The organism is Paenibacillus maysiensis (assembly GCF_000520815.1).
Lineage (GTDB): Bacteria > Bacillota > Bacilli > Paenibacillales > Paenibacillaceae > Paenibacillus > Paenibacillus maysiensis.
On the sequence record NZ_ASRY01000254.1, the window covers coordinates 1 to 842 of the forward strand.

The following is an 842-nucleotide window of genomic DNA, read 5'->3' on the forward strand; positions in this document are numbered from 1 at the left end:
TTGACCAGCTTAATAAAAAATCTTTCAAGTAGCTATAACATGGGCAGAAATGGACTTGATGATGTGCCGAAAGCATTATACCATGTGACCGTATAAAGAAGATATCGAAGGGAGAAACGTCTATGGCACAAGCCGCATCCGCAAAAAAAGTTGTGATCGTTCCCATTAAAACGATGGACATCGTAGAGGGAATTCAATCTATACAAAAGAAGAAAGTCGCTGCCTATTGCCGGGTCAGTACAGATTCCGAGGAGCAAAAGGAGAGCTATACCAATCAGGTCAATCATTATACAAAGTACATTCAAAACAACTTGGAATGGGAAATGGCTGATATTTACGCAGATGAAGGCATCACCGGAACCAGCACTAAAAATAGAACGCACTTTAATCGCATGATACAGGATGCCCGAAACGGTAAACTGGATCTTATACTGGTCAAGTCGATTTCGAGGTTTGCTAGGAATACACTGGATTTATTGAAATATGTACGGGAACTTAAAAGTCTCGGAGTGGCTGTATTCTTTGAACGAGAGAACATTAATACACTGGATACAACAGGTGAAGTATTACTGACCATTCTGAGTTCACTTGCTCAAGACGAGAGCCGGAATATTTCTGAAAATAGTCGATGGGGAATATTACGTGGCTTCCAAAACGGCAAAGTCTTCTGCAACACGACTCGCTTCCTTGGCTACGATAAGGATGAACATGGTGAATTGGTGATTAACGAGCCAGAAGCAGAGATTGTACGCCGCATATACGAGGAGTATCTGGATGGCAAAAGCTATCAGGCGATTGCTAGAGGTTTGATGCGAGATCACATTAAAACAGTCACGGGTGGC

Annotated in this window: 1 protein-coding gene; it reads left to right on the forward strand. The window is 42.3% G+C overall.

The genetic code is table 11. The features are described 5' to 3' along the window. Positions 1-122: 122 nt before the first annotated feature. The coding region (locus tag L696_RS0117625) for a recombinase family protein (protein ID WP_025684814.1) at positions 123-842 on the forward strand (720 nt) is incomplete at its 3' end.